We start from the raw sequence: 24785 nt of genomic DNA on the forward strand, positions 1-24785 counted from the left end.
GGACCTCCCGGCCAGGCGGGGTCTGTCTTACGATGGCCGTTGCGGCGGGGCTTGTGCCCCTTGACAATGCCGCGCCAGCGCACCCCACAACCGTGCCAGGCCCGACCGGCAAGGAGCCAGCCTACGTGTCCGTCTTCAACAAGCTCATGCGTGCAGGCGAAGGAAAGATCCTGCGCAAGCTGCACCGCATCGCGGACCAGGTCAATTCCATCGAAGAGGACTTCCTGTCCCTCTCCGACGCCGAGCTGCGTGCCCTCACCGACGAGTACAAGGAGCGGTACGCCGACGGCGAAAGCCTCGACGACCTGATGCCGGAGGCGTTCGCGACGGTGCGCGAGGCCGCCAAGCGGGTGCTCGGCCAGCGGCACTACGACGTCCAGCTGATGGGCGGTGCCGCGCTGCACCTCGGGTACGTCGCCGAGATGAAGACCGGTGAGGGCAAGACCCTGGTGGGCACCCTGCCCGCCTACCTGAACGCGCTGTCCGGCAAGGGCGTCCACCTCATCACGGTCAACGACTACCTGGCCGAGCGTGACTCCGAGTGGATGGGCCGGGTGCACAAGTTCCTCGGCCTCGAGGTCGGCTGCATCCTCGCCAACATGACCCCGGCACAGCGCCGCGAGCAGTACGCGTGCGACATCACCTACGGCACCAACAACGAGTTCGGCTTCGACTATCTGCGCGACAACATGGCGTGGTCGCAGGACGAGCTGGTGCAGCGCGGTCACAACTTCGCGATCGTCGACGAGGTCGACTCGATCCTGGTGGACGAGGCCCGTACGCCACTGATCATCTCGGGCCCGGCCGACCAGGCCACCAAGTGGTACGGGGACTTCGCCAAGCTGGTCACCCGGCTGACCCGGGGCGAGGCGGCGAATCTGCAGAAGGGTCAGGAAGAGACCGGGGACTACGAGGTCGACGAGAAGAAGCGCACCGTCGCCATCCACGAGTCCGGCGTGACCAAGGTCGAGGACTGGCTGGGCATCGACAACCTGTACGAGTCCGTCAACACTCCCCTGGTCGGCTACCTGAACAACGCGATCAAGGCCAAGGAGCTGTTCAAGAAGGACAAGGACTACGTCGTCATCGACGGCGAAGTCATGATCGTCGATGAGCACACCGGCCGTATCCTCGCCGGCCGCCGCTACAACGAGGGCATGCACCAGGCGATCGAGGCCAAGGAAGCGGTGGAGATCAAGGACGAGAACCAGACCCTCGCCACGATCACCCTGCAGAACTTCTTCCGCCTGTACACCAAGCTCTCCGGCATGACCGGTACGGCCATGACCGAGGCCGCCGAGTTCCACCAGATCTACAAGCTGGGCGTCGTCCCGATCCCGACCCACCGCCCGCTCGCCCGCGTCGACCAGTCCGACCTGATCTACCGCACCGAGGTGGCCAAGTTCGACGCGGTCGTCGAGGACATCGTCGAGAAGCACGAGAAGGGCCAGCCGGTCCTGGTCGGCACCACCTCCGTGGAGAAGTCGGAGTATCTGTCGCAGCAGCTCGCCAAGCGCGGGGTGCCACACGAGGTGCTGAACGCGAAGCAGCACGACCGGGAGGCGACGATCGTCGCCCAGGCCGGCCGCAAGGGCGCCGTCACGGTCGCGACGAACATGGCCGGCCGTGGTACGGACATCAAGCTCGGCGGCAACCCGGACGACCTCGCCGAGGCCGAGCTGCGCCAGCGCGGTCTGGACCCGGTGGAGCACGCCGAGGAGTGGGCGGCCGCGCTGCCCGCCGCCCTGGAGAAGGCCGAGGCCGCGGTCAAGGCCGAGTTCGAGGAGGTCAAGGAGCTCGGCGGGCTGTACGTGCTGGGCACCGAGCGCCATGAGTCGCGCCGTATCGACAACCAGCTGCGCGGTCGTTCCGGCCGTCAGGGCGACCCCGGCGAGTCCCGCTTCTACCTCTCGCTCGGCGACGACCTGATGCGGCTGTTCAAGGCGCAGATGGTCGAGCGGGTGATGGCGATGGCCAACGTCCCCGACGATGTGCCGATCGAGAACAAGATGGTCACCCGCGCCATCGCCTCCGCCCAGTCGCAGGTCGAGCAGCAGAACTTCGAGACCCGTAAGAACGTCCTGAAGTACGACGAGGTCCTCAACCGGCAGCGCGAGGTCATCTACGGCGAGCGCCGCCGCGTCCTGGAGGGCGAGGACCTGCAGGAGCAGGTCGGCCACTTCATGGACGACACGATCGACGCGTACATCCAGGCGGAGACCGTCGAGGGCTTCGCGGAGGAGTGGGACCTGGACCGGCTGTGGGGCGCGTTCAAGCAGCTCTACCCGGTGAAGGTGACCGTCGATGAGCTGGAGGACGAGACCGGCGACCGCGCCGGGATCACCGCCGAGTTCATCGCCGAGGCCATCAAGGACGACATCCACCAGCAGTACGAGGCCCGTGAGGAGCAGCTCGGCTCCGAGATCATGCGCGAGCTGGAGCGGCGCGTCGTGCTGTCCGTGCTGGACCGCAAGTGGCGCGAGCACCTCTACGAGATGGACTACCTCCAGGAGGGCATCGGGCTGCGCGCGATGGCCCAGAAGGACCCGCTGGTCGAGTACCAGCGCGAGGGCTTCGACATGTTCCAGGCCATGATGGAGGGGATCAAGGAGGAGTCGGTCGGCTACCTGTTCAACCTGGAGGTCCAGGTCGAGCAGCAGGTCGAGGAGGTTCCGGTCGAGGAAGCGGAGGCGAAGGCCACGCTCGACAAGGACGTGCAGGACGTGGTCCCGGCGGGCGCGGGGGCATCCTCGACGGGGCGTCCCGAGATCCACGCCAAGGGCCTGGAGGCCCCGCAGCGGCCGGACCGGCTGCACTTCTCGGCCCCGACGGTCGACGGCGAGGGCGGCATCGTGGAGGGCGACTTCACCAACGGTGACACCCCGCCCGCGCCGCGCTCCGAGTCCGACGGGCTGACCCGCGCGGAGCGGCGCAAGGCCAACAAGGGCGGCCGCCGCCGTAAGAAGTAGCGCGTCTGCAGTTCGCGTGAGAAGGCCGGGGCACCGTGCGAGGGCACGGTGCCCCGGCCTTCTCATGTGACCAGTGGGCCGAGGTCGACGGCGGCGCAGCGCCAGCGGGCGTCGGCGCCCAGCTCCAGACGGAACGCGAGCGCGCTGAGCCGGTCGCCGGAGGCGATCCGGGCGAACGCCTCGATCACCCCATGCCGCGGCCGGTACTCCCCGCAGCGCCGTACGACGGGCGCGGCGCGTCCGGCGGCGGGCCGCAGCGGGGCGCGGGGCGCGAGGGCGATCAGCTGGTCGTAGGCGTCGGGGAGGGCGTGCCCGAGCAGGGTGTGGACGGGGCGCTGGCCGCTGAGGGCGAGCAGCAGCCGGTGCGCGAACCAGTAGTGGGGCAGCCGGTCCCGCTCCCGCCGTACGGCGGCGAGGGCGGCCGTACGGGAGACGGCCGCCGTACGCCGCGTCGCGGTGCGGGTGCCGGGATGTGACGCGGTCGCGCTGCCGGGTGCGCCGTCCGGCCGCCGTACGGTGGCGCCGCCCGGCCGCCGGTCGCGGCGCCCCGGCGGCCCGCCGCTCCGGCGCCGGGCGGCGGTGCCCGTCGCGCCCCGGTCGGTCCGCGTCGTCGTCCGCGTGATCTCGTGCATGCGCCTCGCCGTCTCTGCCGGGCCCGGCGGAATACCGGGCAGTAGCTTCCGTCGGGGAGACTTCTACCGACGCGTTTCCGCCACCCGCAACGCCCGGCCCCCGGCGCCCGGACCCGGCCGGGGGCTTCACCTATCCGGGGGAATCGATCCAGTGGAAGGGCTGGTGGCGGCGGACGAGGCGGCGGGAGAGCCCGGGGCCGCGGGGCCCCGGAAATACCCCGAACGGGGACCGGCGGACCCGGGCCGGAGGCGAACCGAGCCCTTCCGAAATGGGGGCGGCACGTATCCTGGCGGGACCTGATGTCTCGTGAAAGTGGCGGCCCATGCGCGTCTACGTCCCCCTGACCCTCTCCGGTCTCGCCGAGGCGCACAAGGCGGGAGAACTGGGGCCGGGGCCGCTGACCGCCTATGCCGTGACGCCCGCGCTGCGCGAGTGGTACGTGTCGGACGACATCGAGGAGCTGGAGTACGCCGCGCTCAGCCGGGCCGCGCAGGCGTCCCTGCGGCTGCTCGCCGTGGACCGGCAGGTGCCGCGGCGGCGCGTGGTGGTGGCCCTGGACGTGCCCGACGGGCAGGCGGTCGCCGATCCGGACCTGGGGCTGGACCCGTCCGCGCTGGGGGAGGTGCGGATCGCCGCCGCCGTACGGCTGGCCGAGGCAGCGGCGGTGCACCTGGACGCCGAGGACGCCGAGCGGGACGTCGCCGCGGCGGCCGACGCGCTGGGCGCGGCGGACCTCGGGGACGACGACGCGCAGTTCACGGTGGACGGCGCGGAGGACCACGAGCTGATGTGGTACGCCACCCAGGAGATCCCCAACCTCATCGAGTAGGCCTTACCGTCGAGGGATGGGGACGAACCATGTGACGCACATCGTGTGGGACTGGAACGGCACGCTCTTCCACGACATCGACGCCGTGATCCAGGCGACGAACGCCTCGTTCGGGGAGATCGGCCTGCCGCCGATCACGCTGGAGCGCTACCGGGAGCTGTACTGCGTCCCAGTCCCCCTCTTCTACGAGCGGCTGATGGGGCGGCTGCCCACCGACGCGGAGTGGGAGGTCATGGACGAGGCCTTCCACCGGCACTACTGGGCGCTGGCCGAGGGCGCGGGGCTGGCGCTCGGCGCCAGGGAGCTGCTCACGGAGTGGCAGTCGGCGGGGCTCACCCAGTCGCTGTGTTCGCTGGCACCGCACGAGAATCTGATGCCCCTGGTGCGCACGCACGGCATCGAGCGCCACTTCGTCCGCGTGGACGGCCGCACCGGGCAGAGCACCACCGGCAAGGCCGAGCAGATGGTGCGCCATCTCGCCGCGCTGGAGAGGGTGCCGCCGCAGCGGACCGTGGTGATCGGGGACGCGGTGGACGACGCGGTGGCGGCCCGGCATGTGGGGGCGCGGGCGGTGCTCTACACGGGCGGCTCGCACAGCCGGGCCAGTCTGCTGGCCGCCGGGGTGCCGGTGGTCGACACCCTGGAGGAGGCCGTACGGGAGGTCGAGACGCTGGCTGACAGCTGACAGCTGACAGCTGACAGCGAACAGCTGGCACATGACAAGTGACAGCGAACAGCTGACGCATGACAGCTGACAGATAGCGAAATCTGTCAGCTGATCGGCGCCTTCGTCCGCAGCACCGCCAGAAACTCCCGCATCCACACCGGATGGTCCGGCCAGGCCCGCGACGACACCAGCGTGCCGTCCACCACGACCTCCGTGTCCTGGAAGGTCGCCCCCGCCGCCTGCATGTCCAGCTCCAGCGCCGGATACGCGGTCACCCGCCGCCCGGTCAGCCCGCCGACCGCCGCCGTCAGCAGCGGGCCGTGGCAGATCTGCGCCACCGGCTTGTCGGCGTCGAAGAACGCCTTGCAGATCTTCCGCAGCTCCGGGTCGTTGCGCAGGTATTCCGGGGCCCGGCCGCCCGGGATCACCAGGGCGGCGTACTGGCCCGGGTCGACGTCGGAGAAGGCGAGGTCGGCGGGGAAGCTGTAGCCGGGCTTCTCGGTGTAGGTGTCGTAGCCCTCCTCGAAGTCGTGCACCACGAAGCGCAGCGTCTTGCGGGAGGGGGCGGCGATGTGTACGTCGTAGCCTTCCTCGCGCAGCCGCTGGTACGGGTAGAGCACCTCCAGGGACTCGGCCGCGTCCCCGGTCACCAGCAGGATCTTCGCAGTCGCAGCCGTGCTGCTCATGCCGCCCACCTCCACGTTTCCACGCTTACCACCGTCGGTGTCACCCTGCATCCGCACCAAGGGTTTGCCAAGAGCGCATGGTGCGGCGCGCGCCCTCCCCCCCACTGTCCATTTCGTCAAACATCCGGGCCGGGTTTTGTACACGAACGGCTCATGACGAGCCCCTGGGGAGGAGCGATAGCCTTACTGCGTGATCAGCGCGATAGTCCACGGGGGCAAGGAGGCCCTCGCTCCCAGCCCGGGGCGCCTCCGGGCCGGAGCCGCTGTCGCTGGTCGACGCCGCGTGGGGTCTTGGTCACTTACGGACCAGTACGCCGCGGCCTTCTCCCCATCCGGCATACCGTCGTACGTGACCGGATACCCCGAGTCGCGGCGTCATGCCACCGCCATCGATGTCACGCAAAGGCGCGCGACAGGAGCCAGAGGACATGCAGACCAAGCTGGACGAAGCCAAGGCCGAGCTGCTCACACGGGCCGCCCGGGTCGCTGAGAACAGCCCTGCCGGGGGGCAACCACCGGTGCAGGGCCCGGGCCCGGAGACCCTGACCGCATACCTCCAGCACTACTACCTGCACACGCCACCCGAGGACCTCGCGGACCGCGACCCGGTCGACGTCTTCGGCGCTGCGCTTTCGCACTACCGGCTCGCCGAGGCGCGCCCCCAGGGCACGGCGAACGTACGGGTCCACACCCCGACCGTCGAGGAGCACGGCTGGACGTGCAGCCATTCGGTCGTCGAGGTCGTCACCGACGACATGCCGTTCCTGGTCGACTCGGTGACCAACGAGCTGACCCGTCAGGGCCGCGGGATCCACGTGGTGATCCACCCGCAGGTGGTCGTGCGCCGTGACATCACCGGCAAGCTGATCGAGCTGCTGGACGCCTCGTTCGACCGCAAGGCCCGCGAGGACCTGCCGCACGACGCCGTCGTCGAGTCCTGGATCCACGTCGAGACCGACCGGGAGACCGACCGCGGCGACCTCAAGCAGATCACCGCCGACCTGCTGCGCGTCCTGTCCGATGTCCGCGAGGCCGTCGAGGACTGGGAGAAGATGCGCCAGTCGGCGCTGCGGCTGGCCGAGGTGCTGCCGGAGGAGCCCAAGGCCGCCGAGGTGCGCGACCAGGAGGTGGAGGAGGCCCGTGAGCTGCTGCGCTGGCTCGCCGACGACCACTTCACCTTCATCGGCTACCGCGAGTACGAGCTGACCCAGGCGCCCACCGAGGCCGGTGGCGAGGAGGACGTGCTGAGCGCGGTGCCCGGCACGGGCCTGGGCATCCTGCGGTCCGACCCGGCCCACCGGGACACCGACGAGAGCCCCCATGACGGGGCCGCCCCGGTGTCCCCGTCGTTCAACCGGCTGCCCGCCGACGCCCGCGCCAAGGCCCGCGAGCACAAGCTGCTGGTCCTCACCAAGGCCAACAGCCGGGCCACCGTCCACCGGCCGTCGTACCTCGACTACATCGGCGTGAAGAAGTTCGACGCCGAGGGCAATGTGATCGGCGAGCGCCGTTTCCTGGGGCTGTTCTCGTCCGCCGCGTACACCGAGTCGGTGCGCCGGGTGCCGGTCATCCGGCGCAAGGTGAACGAGGTGCTGGCGGGCGCCGGTTTCGGGCCCAACAGCCACGACGGCCGGGATCTGCTGCAGATCCTGGAGACCTACCCGCGCGACGAGCTGTTCCAGACCCCGGTCGACCAGCTCCGCTCGATCGTCACCAGCGTGCTCTACCTCCAGGAGCGGCGCCGGCTGCGGCTGTTCCTGCGGCAGGACGAGTACGGGCGCTACTACTCGGCGCTGGTCTACCTGCCCCGCGACCGCTTCACCACCGATGTGCGGCTGCGGCTGACGGACATCCTGCTGGAGGAGCTGAGCGGCCGCCCGCCGGTGGACTTCACCGCCCTCCACACCGAGTCGGTGCTGTCCCGGCTGCACTTCGTGGTCCGCGTCCAGCCCGGTACGGAGCTGCCCGACCTGACCGACGCCGATGTCGAGCGCATCGAGAACCGGCTGGTCGACGCCGCCCGCTCGTGGGCCGACGGCTTCTCCGAGGCCCTGGTGTCGGAGGTGGGCGAGGAGCGCGCCGCCGAGCTGCTGCGCCGCTACCAGAACGCCTTCCCCGAGGGCTACAAGGCCGACCACACCCCCCGCGGCGCCGTCGCCGACCTCCAGCACGTGGAGCGGCTGACCGCCGAGGACAGCAAGCAGGGCTTCGCGCTCAGCCTGTACGAGCCGGTCGGCGCGGCCCACGCCGAGCGCCGCTTCAAGATCTACCGGGCGGGCGGCCAGGTGTCGCTGTCGGCCGTGCTGCCGGTGCTCAACACGCTCGGCGTCGAGGTGGTCGACGAGCGCCCGTACGAGCTGCGCTGCTCGGACAGGAGCACGGCCTGGATCTACGACTTCGGGCTGCGGCTGCCGCTGCGCGAGGGCGAGACCCTGGCCGACGACGCCCGTGAGCGCTTCCAGAACGCGTTCGCCGCCGTGTGGACCGGTCAGGCGGAGAGCGACAACTTCAACCAGCTGGTGCTGGGCGCGGGTCTGGACTGGCGGCAGGCCATGGTGCTGCGCGCGTACGCCAAGTACCTGCGGCAGGCCGGTTCCACCTTCAGCCAGTCGTACATGGAGGACACCCTCCGTAACAATGTGCACACGACCCGGCTGCTGGTCTCCCTCTTCGAGGCCCGGATGTCGCCCGAGCGGCAGCGGGCGGGCCTGGAGCTGACCGACGCCCTGATGGAGGAGCTGGACGCGGCGCTGGACCAGGTGGCCTCGCTCGACGAGGACCGCATCCTGCGCTCCTTCCTCACCCTCATCAAGGCCACTCTGCGCACCAACCACTTCCAGAAGAACGCGCACGGCGAGCCGCACGACTATCTGTCGGTCAAGCTCGACCCGCAGGCCGTGCCCGATCTGCCCGCGCCCCGTCCGGCGTACGAGATCTGGGTGTACTCGCCGCGCGTCGAGGGTGTGCACCTGCGCTTCGGCAAGGTCGCGCGCGGTGGCCTGCGCTGGTCCGACCGGCGTGAGGACTTCCGTACCGAGATCCTGGGCCTGGTCAAGGCGCAGATGGTGAAGAACACGGTCATCGTGCCGGTCGGCGCCAAGGGCGGTTTCGTCGGCAAGCGGCTGCCCGACCCGTCGGTGGACCGGGACGCCTGGCTGGCCGAGGGCATCGGCTGCTACAAGACCTTCATCTCCGGTCTGCTCGACATCACCGACAACCTGGTCGGCGGTCAGGTCGAGCCGCCGCAGGACGTCGTCCGGCACGACGGGGACGACACCTACCTGGTCGTCGCCGCCGACAAGGGCACCGCGACCTTCTCCGACATCGCCAACGAGGTCGCCCAGTCGTACGGCTTCTGGCTCGGCGACGCGTTCGCCTCCGGCGGTTCCGCGGGTTACGACCACAAGGGCATGGGCATCACGGCGCGCGGCGCCTGGGAGTCCGTCAAGCGGCACTTCCGCGAGCTGGACCACGACACCCAGAGCCAGGACTTCACGGTCGTCGGCGTCGGTGACATGTCCGGTGACGTGTTCGGCAACGGCATGCTGCTGAGCGAGAACATCCGGCTGGTCGCCGCCTTCGACCACCGGCACATCTTCATCGACCCCAACCCGGACGCGGCCACCTCGTACGCCGAGCGCCGCAGGCTGTTCGAGCTGCCGCGCTCGTCCTGGGAGGACTACGACGCCGGGCTGATCTCGGCGGGCGGCGGCATCCACCCCCGTACCGCCAAGGCCATCCAGATCACCCCGCAGGTGCGGGCGGCGCTCGGCATCGAGACCAAGGTCGCCAAGATGACCCCGGCCGACCTGATGAAGGCCATCCTCAAGGCCCCGGTCGACCTGCTGTGGAACGGCGGCATCGGTACGTACGTCAAGGCGTCCACCGAGTCGCACGCCGACGTCGGCGACAAGGCCAACGACGCGATCCGGGTGGACGGCCAGGACCTGCGGGTCAAGGTCGTCGGCGAGGGCGGCAACCTGGGCCTGACCCAGCTCGGCCGCATCGAGTTCGCCACCAAGGGCGGCCGGATCAACACCGACGCGATCGACAACAGCGCCGGGGTGGACACCTCCGACCACGAGGTGAACATCAAGATCCTGCTCAACGCGCTGGTCACCGATGGCGACATGACGGTCAAGCAGCGGAACAAGCTGCTGGCCGAGATGACCGACGAGGTCGGCGCGCTGGTGCTGCGCAACAACTACGCGCAGAACGTGGCCCTGGCCATCTCCGGCGCCCAGGCACCCAGCCTGCTCCACGCCCACCAGCGGCTGATGCGCCGGCTGTCGCGCGAGGGACGGCTGGACCGCGCGCTGGAGTTCCTGCCGGCCGACCGGCAGATCCGCGAGCGGCTGTCCGCCGGGCGCGGTCTGACCCAGCCCGAGCTGGCCGTGCTGCTCGCCTACGTCAAGATCACCGTGGCGGACGAGCTGATCGGCACCGGGCTCCCCGACGACCCGTACCTCCAGCGGCTGCTGCACGCCTACTTCCCGCAGGCGCTGCGCCAGACCTTCCCCGAGCACATCGACGGGCACGCGCTGCGGCGCGAGATCATCACCACGGTGCTGGTCAACGACACCGTCAACACCGCCGGTACGACCTTCCTGCACCGCATGCGGGAGGAGACCGGGGCCTCCACCGAGGAGGTCGTGCGCGCCCAGACGGCGGCGCGGGCCATCTTCGAGCTGGGGGAGATCTGGGACGAGGTCGAGTCGCTGGACACGGTCGTCGCCGCGGAGTTCCAGACCCGGATGCGGCTGCACTCGCGGCGGCTCGTCGAGCGCGGCACCCGCTGGCTGCTCAACAACCGGCCGCAGCCGCTGGAGCTGGCCGGGACGATCGACTTCTTCGCCGAGCGGGTCGCCGCGGTGCGGGCGCAGCTGCCCAAGCTGCTGCGCGGCGGCGACATCGAGTGGTACCAGCGCATCCACGACGAGCTGACGGCCGCCGGTGTCCCGGACGATCTGGCGACCCGGGTGGCGGGCTTCTCGTCCGCCTTCCCGACGCTGGACATCGTCGCCATCGCGGACCGCACCGGCAAGGACCCCCTCGCGGTCGCCGAGGTCTACTACGACCTGGCCGACCGGCTGTCCATCAGCCAGTTGATGGACCGCATCATCGAACTGCCGCGGGCCGACCGCTGGCAGTCCATGGCCCGCGTCTCCATCCGCGAGGACCTGTACGCGGCCCACGCCGCCCTCACCTCCGACGTCCTGTCGGTCGGTAACGGCGGTTCGACGCCGGAGCAGCGCTTCAAGGCGTGGGAGCAGAAGAACGCCGCGCTCCTCCAGCGGGCGCGGACCACGCTGGACGAGATCCAGTCGTCGGAGACGTTCGACCTGGCGAACCTGTCGGTGGCGATGCGCACCATGCGGACGATGCTGCGTACGCACAGCTGAGTCACCGCGAAGGGGCGGTCAGCGGCGATGGCCGCTGACCGCCCCTTCGGCGTGCGGGGTGCGGTGCCCGGGGCGCGGCAACGATCCGGGCTTCCAGAGCGTCACCTCGGCGGTGAAGCTGGGGATGTTGTAGTCCTTCTCGTCTTCATCATCGCGAGATTGCCGCTGGACGTGACCATGCACAGCCGGTCGCCCTGGGCGACGAGACGGTCCTCGCAAAGGTCATCCGCGGCAGCCGGCCCGCGAAGTCCCGCAGCTCACGGCTCGCGGCCCGGCGGCACAGCTCGGTCGGTTCGGCGGGCGTGGGCCGTCGCTCCGGGTCCGCCGTCAGGCAGCGTTCCAGCGACGGCCGCAGCTCGTCCGGGTAGCCGCTCAGGTCCGGCGGCTGCTGAGCGGTGTTGGCGATCTGCGCGGCGATCGAGATCCCCGCGCCGTCCCCGTACGGGTGGCGGCCGGTGACCACGACCGCCGCGATCAGGCCGAGCGCGAAGACGTCGGTGGCGGCGGTGACAGGCTTGGCGACCGGTTGATTGCCGCGGGTGCGGGACCGGTACACCGAGCAAGCCATACCCCCGGGGGCGGACCCCGGCCTGCCGGTGCCGGCGGCTCCGGCCGGGTTTCATGCCCACCGGGGGCGTTCTTCACCCGCTCGGCCGTCCCTTCATGGGCTTATCAGGCATATCTGGACGTACGACCCTACGGTGGTGCTCAGTGAGCGCTTCGCGCCTCGATCCGCCGTCGCGTCCCGAGGAGCCGCATGCCCCGCTTCAGCATCGTCATCGCCGCCTACCGCGTGCAGGGCTATCTGCAGGCCTGCCTGGACTCCGTGCTGACCCAGTCGTTCCGCGACGTGGAGGTGGTGGCCGTCGACGACTGCTCGCCCGACCACTGCGGCGCCATCATCGACGCCTGCGCGGCCCGCGACAGCCGGGTGGTGCCCGTGCACCAGCCCGTCAACTCCGGCCCGGGCCACGCCCGTAACGCCGGTGTCGAACGGGCCACCGGCGACTATCTGCTGTTCCTCGACGGGGACGACACCCTCGCGCCCGGCACCCTGGAGGGCCTTGCCGAACGGCTCGCCCTCAACGAGGACCCGGACATCCTCTACTTCAACCATGTGCGCACCTACTGGTCCGGGCGCACCGCCCCCAGCGTCTTCGGGGAGCTGCTGAACTCCGCGGGCACCGAGGTGTTCTCCGTCCTGGAGCGCCCCGAATTCCTGCGGATCTTCGCGATGTCGTCCAACCGGGTCTACCGCCGCGCCTTCTACACCGGGCACGGTTTCTCGTTCAGTGAGGGAATCTACGAGGACGCGCTGCTGTCGTATCTGACGATGCTGACGGCGCGGCGGATCGCCTGCGTTGATCTGGTCGGCCTGGAATACCGGCAGCGCCGGGTCGGCGCCAGCACCGGAAGCCCGGGCGAGAAACACTTCGTCATATTCGACCAGTACGCCCGGGTCTTCGCCTTCCTCGACGAGCATCCGCATCTGAATCCGCTGCGCTGTCTGCTCTTCGAGCGGGCCGTGTCCCATTTCCTGTTCTGCCTCGACCGCCGTTCCCGGGTGGCGACGGCCGACCGGCCCCGCTTCTTCCGCCGGGCCGCCGCCTGGTACCGGACCCACATCCCGGACGGGTTCACGCCGCCCGCCGGGGCCGAGTGGCGCTTCGCGGCGCTGGCCCGCGGCTCGTTCGCCCGCTACCGGGAGCACGAGATGGCGACGCGGGCCGTGGCCGGGGCCCGCAAGGCCAAGCGGGTCGCCCGCGCGGCGCTGGCGGTACGGGGCAAACGCGCCCTGTACCGGGCGCACCGGAAGCGCCCGGCCGACCCCAACCTCGCCGTCTACAGCGCGTACTGGGGCCGGGGAGTGCTGTGCAATCCGGCGGCGATCTACTACAAGGCCCGCGAACTGGCGCCGCACATCCACGGGGTGTGGGTGGTCAGGAAGTCGGAGATCGACTCGCTTCCGGAGGACGTCGACTACGTCGTCACCGGAACCCGGGACTTCTACCGGACGGTCGCCCGCGCCACCTATCTCGTCAACAACGTCAATTTCCCCAATGACGTCGTCAAGCGGCCCGGCACGGTGCATCTGCAGACCTTCCACGGCACACCGCTCAAATGCATGGGCCTGGACCAGCAGCACTACCCCGCCGCGGCGGCCGGAATGAGCTTCGGGAATCTCCTCAAGCGCATCGACCGCTGGGACGTCGCCCTCTCCTCGAATCCGCATTCCAGCGAGGTGTGGGAGCGGGTCTACCCGGCCTCCTACCGGCTGCTGGAATGCGGATATCCGCGCAACGACATCCTGGTCTCGGCCTCCGCCGACGACGTGCGGCGCGCCCGCGCCGGGATCGGCGTCCCGGAGGGCCACACCACCGTCCTCTACACCCCCACGATCCGCGACTACCAGAAGGGGTTCACCCCCCGGCTGGACCTGGAGCGGGTCAGCCGCGCACTCGGCCCCCACACGACGCTCCTGGTGCGGGCGCACTACTCGTACCGGCCGTCGGCGGCGCTGCGCGAACTCCACGAGGCGGGACTGGTGCGGGACGTGTCGCGCCATCCCCGGGTGGAGGAGCTGTGCCTGGCCGCCGACGCGCTGATCACCGACTATTCGTCGATCATGTTCGACTACGCCCTGCTCGACCGGCCCATCGTGATCTACGCGGACGACTGGGACATCTACCGGGCCTCCCGGGGCGTCTACTTCGACCTGCTGTCGGGCCGCCCCGGCGACACCCCGGGCGCGGTGGCCCGCACCCTGGACGAGCTGATCGCCGTCTTCCGGGAGGGCCGGTGGTGCGACGCCGAAGCGGCCGCGCTGCGCGCCGCGTTCCGGGCCCGCTTCTGCCCGTACGACGACGGCCACGCGGCGGAGCGCGTCGTACGGACGCTGATGCTGGGCGAGGACGCCACGGCACGGCCGGTGGCCCACGGGCGGTCCGAGAGCCGTACGGTGCCGTCGCTGCCGGTGGCCATGCCCGGGCACGGCGGCACCCTGCCCCCGCACACCGTGCAGCCCACCCGCGCCTTCCCCGACCGCGACTGATCCCCGTCGGCCCCCGAGCCAGGAGTCAGGAGCCCGTCATGCCCTCAGCGTCTCCTCCCCGTGTCAGCGTGATCATCCCCGCCTACAACGCCATGCCGGAGCTGACCCGCTCCGTCACCTCCGCGATGGAGCAGACCCTCGGCCTGGACCGGATCGAGATCATCGCGGTGGACGACGGCTCGACCGACGGCACCGGGGAGGAGCTGGAACGGCTCGCCCGCGGGTGCTCCGCGCTGCACGTCGTCCACCAGGCGAACTCCGGCTGTGCGGGCAGCCCCCGCAACACCGGCCTGGACCGCGCGCGGGGCGACTTCGTGTTCTTCCTCGACTCCGACGACTACCTCGGGCCGGACGCGCTGCGCCGCATGGTCGCCATGGCCGACGAGAACGGCACCGACATCGTGCTCGGCCGGATCGCCTCGGTCGGCGGCCGCGCCGTGCCCCGGGCCGTCTTCTCGCACAACCAGCCGCGCACCGACATCTTCTCCTCCCACGCCTATCTGACCCTGGGCCCCTGGAAGCTCTTCCGGCGCTCCCTCATCGAACGGCTGCGGCTGCGCTTCCCGCCCTACCGCAACTGCGAGGACAAGCCGTTCACCGCGGCCGCCTACCTCAACGCCTCCGGCATCTCCGTGGTCGCCGACTACGACTGCTACTACGTCCGCTACCGCGAGAACCGCAGCAACCTCACCCTCACCGCGTCCGGCCTCGCCCACCGCATGGACGGCATCGGGCTGTGCTTCGAGACCGTGGCCCGCTACCTCGAACCCGGCCCCCGCCGGGACCAGATCATGCGCCGTCACGTCGAGTGGGAGCTGTGCGGTCCGCTGCGGGGGCTGCTGCCGCGCGAGAGCGAGCGGGACGCGCGGGAGCGTTTCTTCCCCGAGTTCCGGCGCTGGGCGCGGACCTGGGTGACCGACACCATCTTCCAGCGGATCGACGCCCCGGACCGGCTCCTGATCCATCTGCTGCGCACCGACCGCTTCGAGGACGTCCTGGCCGTCGCGCGCGACGCCAAGCGGGACCAGGAGCGCGGCCACCTCGTCGACAAGGGCCGCGTCTACTGGCTCCACCCCTTCTTCCGCGACCACACCGCCGACGTCCCCGACGCCTGCTTCGACATCACGGACCGGCTGCCGGTCCACCACCACCTCGACGCGGCGCGCTGGCACGGCGGAGTGCTGCGGCTGACCGGCCGGGCCGCCATCGAGGGCATCGACGCGATCGATCCGGGCACGGACGTCATCCTGCGCAAGTACGAGGCCGACCGGCCGGAGATCCGGGTGCCCGCGACACACGCCCCCGGGACGTCCGGTTTCACCGTCGGCATCGACCCGGCCACCGCCGACGGCGGCGCACCGCTGGAACGCGGCCTGTGGAACATCTACCTCGACGTCCGCGCCCAGGGTGTCAGCCGCGTCGTGCGGTTCGGCGGCGTCCGCGAGGGTCGGGCTTCCGGTGCGGCCACCCGGCCGGCCCGGCGCGCCGTGACGACCCCACGGGGCGAACCCGTGGTGGTCGTCCCGTACTACACCCCGTACGGCAATCTCTCGCTCGACGTCGGCGAGGTCGCCCACGCCCCCGACGACGCCCCGTGCCAGGTGACCCGGACCGCGTGGCACGGCGCCAGGAGAAGCGTCCTGATCGTCGGCGGGCGGCTGACCGGTGAGTACGGGGGTGGGCTGCGGCTGCGCGCCGAGAGCGGGGCGGGCGCGGTGCGCGAGGTGGCGGCCCGGTTCGAGCGGGGCGGCGGCTCCGGTGACTTCACCGCCCTCCTGCCCGTCGGGCTGCTGACGGCGGGCCGCTGGACGCTGACGCTGCTCCTGGAGGACCGCAGCGTCGTCGTGCCGTGCGTGGGCAACCTGGCCTCGACCCGCTGGTTCCGATTCGGCCGTCCGTACTACGCCAAGCCCCTCACCCCGCGGTCGGCCCCGGCGCTCGCCCTGGACGTCGCGCCGATCAGGGTCGCCGCGGGTGTGCGGCGGCGGCTGCGGCGGGCCCGGAGCCGCTGGGCCCGGTAGCTCAGGGGGTACGGCGGCCGAGGCGGTTGCGGACGGCGGCGAGCAGGCGTACGGGGGCGATGCGCAGCTCCAGGGTCGCCGCGCCGCGCCCGGTGAGCGGCTTGGCGTAGTACGGACGGCCCCGGCGCAGCCAGCGGGTGCCGGGCAGTCGCTCGGGCGGCGGTACGGGGGCGGCGCACGGCGGGCCGTCGCCGTGGCCGACGAGGGCGAGCGTCACCGTCCAGCGGCCCCGGCCGAGGTCGCGTACCGGCAGCCGGGCGGTGAACGCGCCCGCCGGGTGGCCCGCCGCGTACCGCACGGGGTGGTCCAGGACGCGGCCGTCGGTGTGCTCGGCGCGCAGCCGCAGCACCTGGTCGCGGGGCGGCGAGCCCGGGGGCAGCAGCCGCCCGGCGACGACCAGCGTGCCCTTGTCGGACGGATGCCACAGCGCCTCGGTCACCTCGCAGGGCGCGCCGCGCGGGGCCGGGCCGATGTCGAGGGAGAGATTGCCGTACGGGGTGGTGAAGTACGGCGTGACGCGGGCGCGCAGGCCGGGGCCCGCGGTCACCACCCGGCGCGCGGTACCGATGTCGAGCCCCTCGTCGTGGCGGTTGCCGAACCGTATGGTGCGGCTGACGCCCTCGGCGCGTACGTCGAGGTAGACGTCCCACACGCCGGGGCGCAGCGGGGCGCCGCCGTTGGCGGTGGCGATGTCGACGTCCGCCTCGAACTCGCCCTCCACCTCGCTGTCCGCCGCCGAGACCGGTACGCACAGTTCGTCCTGGGCCTCGCGGTGGCGGAGTATCAGTTCGGTGTGGTCCTCGGGTCCGGCGTCCAGGCCCGTGACCTCGGCCCGGCCGCGGACCCGCAGCGTGGAGCCGCCGTACCAGGCCGCGCCGGTGAGGTGGTGGCGGACCGGCAGCCGGTCGGTGACGTCGAAGCAGTCGTCGGGGACCTCGGCCGCCGGGTCGCGGAAGAACGGGTGCAGCCAGTACACCCGCCCCTTCTCGACCAGACGGCCGCGGCGCGCGTCCTCCTTGGCGGTGCGGATGACGCTCAGCAGATCGTCGAAGCGGCCGGTGCGCAGCAGATGGACCATCAGCCGCTCGGGCGCGGTGAGGGTACGGAAGAGCGTGTCCGAGCAGTGGTCGGTCGCCCAGCGGCGCAGCTCGGGGAAGAACCGCGTCCGGGCCTCGGTCTCGTCCTCGCGGGGCAGGGCGCGCAGCGCGCCGCACAGCTCCCGGCGGATGTGGCGCCGCATCACGTGGTCGCGGCGCGGGCCGGGCTGGGTGTAGCGGGCGGCGGTCTGGAACAGCAGCCGGATGGCGTCGATGCGGTCGGTGAGGCCGCGGCGGGTGGGGTTCTGCCGGGCCTCGTGGCGGGCGAGGCGGTAGCAGTCGTAGTCGGCGACGACGGAGATGCCGGAGGCGTTGAGGTAGGCGGCCGCGGTGAAGGGCTGCTCCTCGTCGGCACGGCAGTGCTCCGGGAACCGCAGCTGGAACCGTTCGATGAGGGAGCGGCGGAACAGCTTCCAGGGGGCGAGGGTGGAGTAGGCGTGCGAGCCGAGGACGTCGGTGCGCAGCTGGTTGTGGCGGAACACCGCCCGGGGGACGCCGCGTCCGGTGGGGGAGGCCATCTTGCCGAGGACGACGTCGGTGCCGTTCTGGTCGGCCATGGCGACCATGCGGCGCAGCGCGTCGGGGCCCAGATGACCGTCGGCGTCGAGGAAGAAGACGTAGTCGCCGCGGGCGAGGTCGAGGCCGGTGTTGCGGGGCCTGCCCGGGCCGCCGCCGGGCTCCTGGTGGACGACCTTGAGGGCGGGGCAGTCGGCGGCCAGCCGGTCCAGCTCCTCGGCGGTGCCGTCCGTCGACCCGGCGTCGATCGCGATGATCTCCAGCCGGGCGATGCCTATGGTCTGCTCCATGGCGGAGGTGAGGGCGCGGGTCAGGGTGGGCATGGCGTCGCGGGCGGGGACGATCACGCTGACGCGGGGGCGCGGGCCGGGGCGTGGGGTGCGCGGCAACATGCGGACTCCGGTGGGGTGAGGTGGGGCTCAGGCGGCGTCGCCGGGGGGCGCGGACGGGCGGGTGCGTGCGGGGGTGCCGCGGTGCGGGGGATCGCCGCGGCGGACGCGGTCGCGGTCCGCGGCCCATCTGCCGTCGGTGGGCGCCTGGATGAGGCCGACGGCTATGACGTGCTGCGTTCCCATGATCGCTCCTGACTCCTGGTGGGGGCTGCTCATGGTCGGGGCCGGGGGTGAGGGACGGGTGTGGGACGTACGGCCGGTGGGTGACGGACCGGCGTCCGGGGCGCCCCCGTTCGACGTACGACGCACCGGACCCGGTTCACTTCGCGGGCGGCGGCGCGGAAGGAGCGCACGAACACGGTGCGGCCGGCTGATGCTCATCGGGTGCTCCCTCGCGGATCGTCTGGAGTTCGCGCAGCCGGTTGAGCGCCTCGCCCTTCGCGGCGAGCGCGTCGACCGCCTCGTCGAAGCGCTGGATGGACGGCGGGGTCATGGGACCGAGCAGATACGCCCTCAGCTCGTGGCGGGCGGCGCGCAACGAATCCCCGGCGGGGTTGAAGAGCAGCCGCAGGAGGTCGTCCACCCCGGCGTCCTCCGGGCCCAGCAGATAGGCGGCGTGGGCCACGGTGTGCCGCCGCCGGAACTCCTGCGCGCCGAGCCCCGCCGTGTCGACGAGGGCGTATGGCTTGAGGGTGGCGATGAAGTCCGAGACCACGCCGGAGGGGTCACCGATCAGCAGATCGGCCTGGTCGAAGCAGGAGCGGAGGTCCGGGGCGTTCGCGGTGTCCGCTTCGATGATCTGGTGCGACCAGGGCGGTGAGGCCGCCCAGTGCGCTCGGTGCCACTGCTCGCTCAGCTCCCTGGCCTCCTCGGGCGGCGCCGGATCGGGTGCGGCGCTGTCGCGGGTGAGCATCGCCTCGTCGGCGTGCGCCCGGCGCAGCCGCGCCTGGTGCGCGGCGATACGTCGCGTCAGCTCGGTACGGCAGCGGGCGGCCTCGGCGCGCAGCGCCCGCGCATCCTCGGGCTCGTCCGCCTCCCGCCCGGCCCGCCGCTCGTTCGCGGCACTGATCGCCGCGGCGATGCGCCGGTGTGCGGCGGACCGGCGGCCGCCGGTGGCGGGGTGCGGCCGGTAGAGGACCCGCACCGGCGGCTCGCTCTCCAGCAGCCGCCGTACGAGGGACTCGTCCCCGGCCGTGAGCAGCACCGTGGGTATCGCCGCCGGGGCGCGGTCGTCGTCCTCCCGGACCCGTACGCCGTCCAGCTGCGGCCGCCCCACCTCCACGATGTCCGCGTCCTCGACCCCGACCGCCGCCTCCGCGTACCGCTGCCGCCCGGCCCGGCCCGCGACCCACACCTGGTCGTAGACCTTGCTGTACGGATCGACTCCGGCGGTCGTGTCGCCGTCGCCCAGGAACACGTGCTGCATGGTGGGGACGCGCAGCAGATGGATGTTCTCGCCGACGTTCGCCGGATAGAGCGCGACCCGCACGCTGCCGAGATCCAGCCGCCGCAGATGCGTCGCGTCCGGTACGCACAGCACCGGCAGCGCGGTCGGCGCCAGCCCCTCCAGCAGATGCCGCTCCCGCAGGATCACCAGCGCCGGGGCGCGCAGCGCGGCCAGCGTCTCCAGCCACATGCCGACCTGGTACGCGGACTCCCGCGGCCCGGAGAAGTACAGCACCGTCTCCGGCCGGTGCCGCCCCAGCCAGGCGTTCACCTCGGCCAGCACCCGCGCCGGGCCCGGCAGCCGGAGCGACCGCACGAGGTACGGCAGCAGCGCCAGCACCGTCACCGCACACCCCCCGGCCGCCAGGGTCAGCCCCGCCACCACCCAGCGGGCGTCCCCGGTGACCAGCGTCGCCCCCAGCCCGGCCAGCGCCGACACCTCGTACACCAGCATCCGCAGCCCCGGCCATTCGGTCAGCCGCCGCGGCGGCCGGTCGCTGATGCCCAGCCGGCGCAGATCGACATGGCGCGCCGCGACCGCGAGCCGCCGCCGACGGCGGATCAGCGTGCATATCGCGGCGTGCAGCGCCTGGCCGCCCAGCAGGCACAGCACCAGCGCCATCGCCGACGCCAGCCCGATCGGGCCGGTGACATGTATCCGCCCGAGCAGCAGGAGCAGCAGCACACACCGCAGCTCGAAGCGCAGCGTCTCCCCGATGTGCAGCCGCCCCAGACGTCCTATCAGCCCCGGCGCGCAGCGCTGCAGCGCCAGATCGCCCCCGACCCCCGCCACCGCCGCCCCCACGAACACCCCACCGGCCCCGCTGACACCGGCCCCCGCCATCGTCACCATCCCCCCGGCCACCACGGCGAACGCCGCGAGACCGCGGGGATTCCGGACACCGAGGCGATCCATGGCACGTTGCCCTTCGCGGAGGCTGCGTCGTACTGACTGCACCCTAGGCGAATGGCCGGATATGCGCCTTTTGTCGGCCTCCGAATGGCGCTCGGATGCTGGCAGTCTGTGCGGTAAGTCGGCTCCAACGGGGAGGGTGGGAATGGGCGAGGCTGGCGTGGTCCTGGACGAGACGGGCGGCTTCGGGGACCCCTGGGAGGGCGTGGACGTGGGGGCCGTGGCGCGGGCCGCTCGTGAGCAGGGGGAGCGGGCGGTGCCCGGGGTGGGGGACATGGCGGCGTACCTCGACGCCCAGGTGGCCGACGCCTCGCACCGGGAGGTCATCGGGCCGCTGCTGGACGGCGGGGGCGCGAGCGGGGTCGTCGTCCGGCGGGGTGCGGTCATCGCGTCGTGGGGGGACCCGGCGCGGGTGGAGATGGCGTACAGCGCGACGAAGAGCGTGCTGGCGCTGGTGGCGGGCATCGCCCATGACGACGGGGTGCTGATCCTCGACGAGCCGGTGTCCGCGCGGGTCGGGCTGCCGCAGTTCGAGGGCGTCCACGGGCGGGCGATCACCTGGCGTCATCTGCTGGACCAGACGAGCCAGTGGGAGGGGGAGCTGTGGGGGAAGCCGACGTCGGCCGACGCGCAGAGCACGCGGGAGGGCACCGAGTCGGCGGGCGGGCCGCCCGGTGAGGGGTGGGCGTACAACGACGTCCGGGTGAACCTGACCGCCCTGGCGCTCACCGCCCTGTTCCGCCGCGCGCTGCCGGACGTCCTGCGGGAGCGCGTCATGGCGCCGATCGGGGCGTCGTCGTCCTGGTCCTGGCACGGCTACGCCAACGCGTTCACGGACCTCGACGGCGCGCGGGTGCCGGTGGTCTCAGGCGGGGCGCACTGGGGCGGAGGGCTGTGGATCAACGCGCTCGACCTGGCCCGCCTCGGGCAGTTGTGCCTGCGCGGCGGCCGGTGGGGGCACACCCGGGTCGTCTCCGCCCGCTGGATCGAGCAGATGTGGACCCCGTGCCCGGTCAAGCCGAACTACGGGCTGTCCTGGTGGCTCAACGACCACCGCACGGTGTGGCCGGACGCCCCGGCCACCGGGCGCTGCGCCCGCGGCAACGGCGGCGGCCATCTGCTGTGGGCCGACCCGGCGCGGGATCTGGTCGTCAGTTCCCGTTGGGGCGACGGTGTCGAGGGCCTTCTCGCCGCGGTGTCGGAGGCGGTCGAGCCGGGGCCGCTCAGCGCGCCGTCGTGGTGACGGGCCGGGGGAAGGCGCGGCGGGCGAGGGTCGCGGCGGTGGTGAGGCGGGTCAGGGCGGGGCGGAGGGCGCGGGGGCGGTAGGGGGCGTTCCAGGCGTAGGGGAAGGACGCCTTGTCGGGGGTGAGGAGGTTCGTCGTCTCGTCGCAGGCCAGGATCGCGATGAGCCAGCGGCGTACGGCGCGGTGGAAGGCGGGGGCGAGGGGGCGGGGGGCCAGGAGCCAGTCGCGGGACTGGGGGCTGACCGCCTGCCGGTAGGTGGTCTCGTCGTAGCGCTGCCAGGGGGACTCCGGGGTGATCGGGTGCAGGCCGTAGTCCATGGCGGTGAGGGGGGCCAGGGCGGTGCGGAGGGTGTCGTGGTCGGCGCCGGGGAGGAGTTCGCAGATGATCCAGGGGCGGTGGCGCCGGATGGTGGCGAGGGCGCCGGTGAGGACAGCCGCCTCGTAGGTCTCGACGTCGATCTTGATGAGGTGGGGGGTGAGGCCGCGGTCCTCGGTGAAGGCGTCCACCGTCGTGACCGGGACGGTCACCGATGCGGTGTGCTTGCGGTGGGCCGGGTTGAGGGAGTTCGAGGACTCCGACTTGTGGGAGAAGTACAGCTCCGCGGTGCCGGGTTCGCGGGAGAGCGCGGTCTGCTGCACCTCGTAGTCCAGGGTGTTGCAGTGGCGGATGCGGCGGCAGAGGGCGGCGGTCTGCGGGGTGGGTTCGAAGGCGATGGTGTGCGGGCCGCCGTGCCCGTAGATCGCGTCGATGAGGGCCGAGTACAGCCCGATGTGCGCCCCGATGTCGTACACCGCGCTGCCCGCCGGGGCCTGTCCGGCCAGCGCCAGCAGGGTGGCCTGGGTGGTGGGTTCGTAGCCCGCGAGGCCGGAGCGGCGCAACTGCCGCTGGACGGCGGTCTGTTTGCGGCTGAGCACATTGAGCGCGCGGGGGTACGGACCGCTGGAGGCCAGGACGTCCGGGTTCAGCGGGAGGGTGATGGCGAGGGGCATGGCTGCCGCGGCTCCTGTCGGGTCACGGCCCGCTCCAGCGGGCTGGGGACGGGGAAGTAGGCGTCGAGGAAGGGACGGAGCAGGGCCAGCTGACCGGCCAGGTCGTGTTCGGAGGAGACCGTGTCGTTGAGGCAGAACGCCTGGCAGTGGCGCGAGCGCAGCAGTCTCGCCAGCCGGGAGTGGATGCCGGGCCGGGCCAGGTCGACGTAGTCGTAGCGCAGCTGGGCCGGGATCGCGCGGCCGGTGAGGAACGCGTAGTAGTGGTGGAGCGAGGACGGCAGGGAGACGTCCGAGGCGGAACGCACCCGGCTGGCCATGGTGGCGCGGATCGGGCCGGGGAACTCCCGCTCGATCTCGGCGAGGACGCTGGTGCGCACGGCGTGCGGGGTGTGCTTCATCTTCTGGGTGACGGTCGCGCCGAACCGGCCCTCCAGCAGCCTGCGGTTGTTCTTGCCCGCTGCCGATACGGGGACGTCCAGGTGGTCGGCGGGGGCCAGCGGGATGAGGGCGCGGGAGGGGAAGAACTTGGTGACGCCGTTGGCGAGGAAGAAGTCCTGCGGGGTGACGGGCGAGCCGAGGAAGACGTCGTCGTTGAAGTAGAGGAAGTGCTCGGCGAGGCCCTTGATGTGGTGCAGCCGGGTCTCGATGGCGTGCGAGTTGAACGTGGGCAGCACGCCGAGGTCGTCGAAGATCTCCTCGTGGTCGACGACGGTGATGCCGGGGTGGTCCAGCGCCAGCCAGGGCGGCACCTGGCGGTCCGTCACGATGTAGATGTGGCGCACCCAGGGGGCGTACAGGTGGAGTGAGCGCAGGGAGTAGCGCAGCTCGTCGCGGTTGGCGTAGCGGGCGGCGTTGGCGGCCTGCTCGTGGTAGCCACCGCCTTCGCCCGTTACGGCGGCGCGCCGCCGCTGCCACCGCGGATCCGAGCCGTCGACCCAGGTGTAGACGACGTCGATGGGAAAGCGGACCTCGTCCGGCAGCCGGGTGGTGAACTCGGGGCGGGTACGGACGAGGGGGCCCGGGGACCAGCCCTCGGCCGGGGCGAGCCGGGTGAACCGCTGGTCCGGCGCGCGTACGGCGTCGCCCGCGAGCGGTACGGAGGCGGTGGTGCGGTTGGGGCGGGGGGCGTGGAGGAGGGGCGCGCCGCCGGTGGCTGTGCGGTCGGCCGGTTCCGGGGTTCCCGGGGTTCCCGGGGCGTCCGCCGGGGCTCGGTCCCAGAACTCGATGTCGCAGCCGTGTGTGGAGCCCAGGACGAGGTCCCCGCGCGGGGTGGTGTGGAAGCGGGTGAAGCGGACGACGGGCGCGGTGGCCAGTGGCCGCCAGGCTCGCGCCGTGGCGCCGAGGCGCAGCGCCCCCGCCCCGCCCTTGCGGCGCGGGGGCGGCGAGACGTAACCCGCCTCCCTCGCGCACAGCGCGCCGAGCGCGGCGACCACCTCGGCCCGCTGGTCCGCGCGGACGCCCACGGCGGAGGCGACGTTGCTGTAGCAGCGGACGACGAAGTGGTCGAGCCGCGCCTGGTCCAGCGCCTCGCACACCAGCCGCAGGTTCTCGGCGCGCGCGAACAGCGGGGTGGGGGTGGGGACGACGGTCGCGATCCGGGTGCCGCGGTCGTCGGCGATCACCATGCGATTCGGTGCGGACAGCAGCCCCGTACGGACCAGCCGGTCCAGCCGCCGCCGGGCCCAGCGCAGCCGTAGCGCACCGGAGACGAGGGACAGCCGCCCCAGGCCGTGCAGGGCCGCGCGGCGCACGTCGGCGCCGGTCATGGCGATGACCGCGCGGCGGATCCGCAGCGGGACCGTACGCCGGTAGCCGCGGACCAGGGGTGGATCGGCGAGCCATGGGTGGCGGGGGGCGGCGGGCGGTGCGGTGAGGGGCATCGTGCGTCCTGGGGCGGGCGGCGCGGGACGGGTGGTTCCTCACACCAT

General features: G+C 72.1%; 15 protein-coding genes. 7 read left to right on the plus strand and 8 right to left on the minus strand.

Annotation, left to right across the window (positions count from 1 at the left end; genetic code table 11):
• Positions 1–125: 125 nt before the first annotated feature.
• Positions 126–2969 carry a preprotein translocase subunit SecA gene (gene secA / locus ACFZCY_RS31500; RefSeq protein ID WP_391180834.1) on the plus strand — a complete coding sequence of 948 codons (2844 nt, stop codon included), beginning with the start codon at positions 126–128 and terminating at the stop codon, positions 2967–2969.
• 62 nt (positions 2970–3031) lie between these two features.
• Here secA and ACFZCY_RS31505 read toward each other — a convergent pair whose 3' ends face one another.
• On the minus strand, positions 3032–3601 hold the full coding sequence (locus ACFZCY_RS31505; RefSeq protein ID WP_391180838.1) for an Rv3235 family protein: 570 nt from the start codon (positions 3599–3601) through the stop codon (positions 3032–3034).
• A gap of 323 nt (positions 3602–3924) precedes the next feature.
• Between ACFZCY_RS31505 and ACFZCY_RS31510 the strand changes: the two genes are divergently transcribed.
• Together ACFZCY_RS31510 and ACFZCY_RS31515 are read left to right on the plus strand one after the other, a co-directional pair.
• Positions 3925–4431 (plus strand): DUF6912 family protein, encoded by a 507-nt coding sequence (locus ACFZCY_RS31510; protein ID WP_361488635.1) that lies wholly within the window; start codon positions 3925–3927, stop codon positions 4429–4431.
• Positions 4432–4447: 16 nt separating this feature from the next.
• On the plus strand, positions 4448–5116 hold the full coding sequence (locus ACFZCY_RS31515) for an HAD family hydrolase (protein ID WP_391180841.1): 669 nt from the start codon (positions 4448–4450) through the stop codon (positions 5114–5116).
• Positions 5117–5202: 86 nt separating this feature from the next.
• Here ACFZCY_RS31515 and ACFZCY_RS31520 read toward each other — a convergent pair whose 3' ends face one another.
• Entirely contained in the window at positions 5203–5784 is a 582-nt protein-coding gene (locus tag ACFZCY_RS31520) for a DJ-1/PfpI/YhbO family deglycase/protease (RefSeq protein WP_391180843.1), read from the minus strand.
• A 428-nt stretch (positions 5785–6212) separates the two neighbouring features.
• Between ACFZCY_RS31520 and ACFZCY_RS31525 the strand changes: the two genes are divergently transcribed.
• On the plus strand, positions 6213–11186 hold the full coding sequence (locus tag ACFZCY_RS31525) for an NAD-glutamate dehydrogenase domain-containing protein (RefSeq protein WP_391180846.1): 4974 nt from the start codon (positions 6213–6215) through the stop codon (positions 11184–11186).
• A gap of 148 nt (positions 11187–11334) precedes the next feature.
• On the opposite strand, the gene ACFZCY_RS31530 is transcribed toward ACFZCY_RS31525, so the two are convergent.
• Entirely contained in the window at positions 11335–11742 is a 408-nt protein-coding gene (locus ACFZCY_RS31530) for a protein kinase (RefSeq protein ID WP_391180849.1), read from the minus strand.
• Positions 11743–11943: 201 nt separating this feature from the next.
• On the opposite strand from ACFZCY_RS31530, the gene ACFZCY_RS31535 reads away from it, so the two are divergent.
• Together ACFZCY_RS31535 and ACFZCY_RS31540 are read left to right on the plus strand one after the other, a co-directional pair.
• The gene (locus tag ACFZCY_RS31535) at positions 11944–14238 is read left to right on the plus strand and encodes a CDP-glycerol glycerophosphotransferase family protein (protein ID WP_391180852.1); all 2295 of its coding nucleotides are present in this window, start codon (positions 11944–11946) and stop codon (positions 14236–14238) included.
• A 38-nt stretch (positions 14239–14276) separates the two neighbouring features.
• On the plus strand, positions 14277–16259 hold the full coding sequence (locus tag ACFZCY_RS31540; protein ID WP_391180855.1) for a glycosyltransferase: 1983 nt from the start codon (positions 14277–14279) through the stop codon (positions 16257–16259).
• A gap of 1 nt (position 16260) precedes the next feature.
• On the opposite strand, the gene ACFZCY_RS31545 is transcribed toward ACFZCY_RS31540, so the two are convergent.
• The 3 genes from ACFZCY_RS31545 to ACFZCY_RS31555 all read right to left on the minus strand — a co-directional run bounded on the left by ACFZCY_RS31545 (position 16261) and on the right by ACFZCY_RS31555 (position 20626).
• On the minus strand, positions 16261–18264 hold the full coding sequence (locus ACFZCY_RS31545; RefSeq protein ID WP_391180858.1) for a glycosyltransferase: 2004 nt from the start codon (positions 18262–18264) through the stop codon (positions 16261–16263).
• Between the two features lie 27 nt (positions 18265–18291).
• On the minus strand, positions 18292–18447 hold the full coding sequence (locus ACFZCY_RS31550; protein ID WP_391180861.1) for a hypothetical protein: 156 nt from the start codon (positions 18445–18447) through the stop codon (positions 18292–18294).
• Between the two features lie 136 nt (positions 18448–18583).
• Positions 18584–20626, minus strand: a complete 2043-nt coding sequence (locus ACFZCY_RS31555; RefSeq protein ID WP_391180863.1) for a hypothetical protein — start codon at positions 20624–20626, stop codon at positions 18584–18586.
• 142 nt (positions 20627–20768) lie between these two features.
• On the opposite strand from ACFZCY_RS31555, the gene ACFZCY_RS31560 reads away from it, so the two are divergent.
• On the plus strand, positions 20769–21866 hold the full coding sequence (locus ACFZCY_RS31560) for a serine hydrolase (protein WP_391180866.1): 1098 nt from the start codon (positions 20769–20771) through the stop codon (positions 21864–21866).
• Here the strand turns inward: ACFZCY_RS31560 and ACFZCY_RS31565 are convergent.
• Positions 21847–22857 (minus strand): FkbM family methyltransferase, encoded by a 1011-nt coding sequence (locus ACFZCY_RS31565; protein WP_391180870.1) that lies wholly within the window; start codon positions 22855–22857, stop codon positions 21847–21849. The genes ACFZCY_RS31560 and ACFZCY_RS31565 overlap by 20 nt on opposite strands.
• The gene (locus ACFZCY_RS31570) at positions 22830–24737 is read right to left on the minus strand and encodes a stealth conserved region 3 domain-containing protein (protein ID WP_391180873.1); all 1908 of its coding nucleotides are present in this window, start codon (positions 24735–24737) and stop codon (positions 22830–22832) included. The genes ACFZCY_RS31565 and ACFZCY_RS31570 overlap by 28 nt, the downstream gene beginning before the upstream one ends.
• Positions 24738–24785 lie beyond the last annotated feature (48 nt).

It is taken from the genome of Streptomyces sp. NPDC007983 (assembly GCF_042958345.1).
Lineage (GTDB): Bacteria > Actinomycetota > Actinomycetes > Streptomycetales > Streptomycetaceae > Streptomyces.